1 protein-coding gene is annotated in these 3,060 nt (G+C 43.1%); it reads right to left on the bottom strand.

The window, feature by feature from the left end:
• The coding region (locus LHW48_09045) for a choice-of-anchor D domain-containing protein (protein ID MCB5260596.1) at nt 1-2,828 on the bottom strand (2,828 nt) is incomplete at its 3' end.
• Between the last annotated feature and the right edge of the window lie 232 nt (nt 2,829-3,060).

The following is a 3,060-nucleotide window of genomic DNA, read 5'->3' as shown; positions in this document are numbered from 1 at the left end:
TCGGTAGATTTGAGGCGAATACGATAGTTTGGCATCGGAGAGCAGGTATTCAAACTTTCCACATTAAATCCAATGGCATTTATGGGACCAGCTCCACCACCTGCATCATTAAGCTCACTGGCTAGCACCAGATATTGCTGACGGAAGTTTTTATAGAAGGTTCCATAAGGAGTTGGAGTACCAGTAGTTGAGTTTGTATTAGTTCCCTCCCCAATTTCCACCGTAAACAAATCGGCTGAAGAAACAAATATGTTCAAACTGGGACTAACATCGTTAGCTGGGTTTACATCTCCAGCCAACAGTACTTTACCGTAGATGCCGGATAATCCTTCTACCGTAGGAGTCCAAGTAAGATTCACATCGATTGTAGCGCCCGGATCTATTGTAGGTCCTGCAACTGAGGCAAGTTCAGTGTGGTAAACGTCAAAGAGTTTTACCTCATATGCGTTCTGAGTGGCAGTGCCATTATTGTATACACTAACTGCAAATGTTGCAGGCGTGTTTGCCGGAATCATTGTTTCACCGCTAACCGATAATGCCGCCAGATCGTTGGGAGCAATCAGCTCAAATGAAACATCGTCTATATAAAGACTATGATAAGTACTACCTACGTCGTGTTTGATAGCGATGAATTGCCCGGCAGGAGTGTGTCCGGTTAAGTTTACCACATATTGGTTCCAACCGGAAGGAACTGTGATCTCTTCAATTAGGGAGAAGCTTTCCGGATTTGAAGGATTGCTCATGGTTCCCACTTGCATAGTATATCCGGTGCCACCTTTTGCCATAATGTAAGCTCGGATGCTATTCATGGCGATAGCCGAATCAAACGGCGGGCTAATAAGCATGAGTTGAGCATCTGCATCGCTGGAATTGTACATATAAACACAATTGGGTGTACTGTTTGGCGAACTGGTGCTGGTTGACACCACTGCATAGGTTGTTGTTGCTTCTACATAGCTACTCCAGCCCAAAGGCAAATTTGGCGTTTCCACTTCGTCCCATGTTTGCGCATAAGGCAAAGTGTAGATAGTAGCATCAAAACCACTCCCGCTTAAGGGTACATTATGTACTACTCGAGCCAAATTATCCGTAATGCTGATATTCGCAGTATGTGCGCCCTCTGCAACAGGTGTGTAAACGGCATCGAAAACTACTGATTCACCAACATTCAAAACAACCGGCAAGGCAGGCATATTAGCCAGCGTAAAATTATCATTGGCAGGCAAATTGATGCTGCTGATGATCAATTCACCCACACCTGAATTTGTTACGCGGAACTGCTTTGTAGCAGATGTTCCTAACAATAACTGACCAAAATCATACTCGGATGGAGTCACAGTAAACAGCGGAGTAGAAGGAGTTTGCCGTACTTGCACGTTATCTACAAAGAGGTCGTTATCGCCTCCGGATTCTGTGGATTCTCCATAAAAGGCTATGTATTTGATCCCAGACATACCGGTAAGGAAAAGCGTTATCTCCATTCCGGTATGGGGTATCTGGTTGTAAACAAATTCGCTACCGGAGTTGTTCCATTCCCGCAATAAGGTGGGATTGCTCATATCCGGATTATCGCTAATGGCAACAATGAATTTGTCATCAAGCTGGGCAGTTGGATCTTCAATAGGATTGCTATTTGCATAATCAGTAAGAGCAAGATCAAACTTAAGCTCATAATCATTACCGGGAATATCAAGTGGAGGTGTGATAAGCCAACCTTTGCGGATTGTGCCGTAGATATTGGTTTTGGCGGCATTATTTGAAGCACCGCTAATGTTCAACCAATCGTATCTGTACCACTGAGTAGAGGTTTCAGATGCCTCTGGATACAATCCACCACGCTGAGACCAGTTTGGCACTGGCCAATCAGTAGTTTCCGTACCAAAATCCACAATCCAGGGGAAGGTAGATATCACCGGACTTGGCATGGTAGTAAAGCTCCAAACAGGACAGTTTACTGCATCGCCGGCGGTGTTATACGGAATTACTTTCCAGTAATACGTAGTATCAAATTCAAGGCCTGTAGGAGTATATGTGGTTGCTGCTTCAAGATCTCCCACATAAGCAGGATCCGCAGAAGAGCCAAAATAGAGTTTATAGCCATGAGGGATACCGCCACCGCTGGTCCAATTTAAGGTAACCAGAGGGCTGCTAAGAGTACTTCCATCTTCAGGACCCACCAGAAGGGCAGGATTGGGAGGATCTGTAACCTGTACAGCACTCATATTAAAAGTTATATTGGCGCGGCTTGTACTGGTAGAACCCGTTGTACTGCCGCTTGCCGGTAAACTATCATTTTGGTATCTTAAACTGGTATTTACATCTGTTACGGTATAATATACAGAAGCATTCTGAGTATAGCTACCGGGTATCAAATCGGTAATTATATCCACGATGATATTAGATGCTCCATCCCATACGAAGGGAGCAATGAAAGTATGTACATTCATCCCATCAATAGGCATAAAATCGTTTTGGTAGAATACTTGAGTGTATTCTCCTTCTTCGAAATTTGTTGTCAACTCGGTTTGAGTTGTGGTCTTTAAACTAATTGTAAAATTAGGCATTGGTGAACAGTTATTCACCGATGCAACATTGAAAGCAAGAGAATTGATGGGTCCAGCCCCGCCTCCAGCTTCTTCAATATCTCCAACTCGATACAGGTACTGTTGATGAAAGTTTTTGTACCAAGTTCCGTAAGGAGCGGGGGCACCGGTGGTTGTGTTTGTAGCGGTGCCATCTCCAATGGTAATATCTACCTGAGCGAAAAGACTGCTGAATATACCCAAAGTAAATATCAGGGCTATCAGCAACAATTTGTTTCGGTTCATAACAAATCTCCTTTTTCTAATTACCGTATTTAACACTTATAATTCTTTGCGTTCATACCAGAACAGCATTATTAGTTTAGTCTTGTTGATAATTCCTTAATCAAGGATACAGATATCCTGCATATGGAAACCATCGTCTTTTTAGTATGCCAAAAAGATGCCAAATACCAAGTTATTTTTACTTTTATAAGCTCTTCTGTAAAAAAGGGGAGGGGATAGCTATGTTAAATCT

The sequence above is a fragment of the Candidatus Cloacimonadota bacterium genome, assembly GCA_020532355.1.
Classification (GTDB): domain Bacteria; phylum Cloacimonadota; class Cloacimonadia; order Cloacimonadales; family Cloacimonadaceae; genus UBA5456.
Note: the sequence above shows the minus strand (reverse complement) of the source record. Positions and strands in the feature narration are given on the sequence as shown.